Genomic DNA, 210 nt, shown 5'->3' with positions numbered 1-210 from the left:
GCGAGGATCACCTCGTCAAAACCGCCGCCGAGCAGGCTCTCGGCACTCTGGCGCTGGCCGAGGTAAAGCTCGACGCCACACTTCTCCAGTCGCTTGGCGAAATAGCGCAGGGTCTCGTGAAACTCCTCCTTGCCCGGGATCTGCTTGGCGAAGTTGAACTGGCCGCCGATTATCGGAGCCTGATCAAACAGGCTCACCTGATGGCCGCGC

The 210-nt window shown here is 61.9% G+C and carries 1 pseudogene; it reads right to left on the bottom strand.

The features are described 5' to 3' along the window. Positions 1-210, bottom strand: a pseudogene (gene fadH / locus BN1129_RS21040) (NADPH-dependent 2,4-dienoyl-CoA reductase); the annotation flags it as partial.

Source organism: Aeromonas popoffii, assembly GCF_000820025.1.
Classification (GTDB): domain Bacteria; phylum Pseudomonadota; class Gammaproteobacteria; order Enterobacterales; family Aeromonadaceae; genus Aeromonas; species Aeromonas popoffii.
The sequence above is the reverse complement of the archived record's forward strand: the minus strand, read 5'-3'. Positions and strand labels throughout refer to the sequence as shown.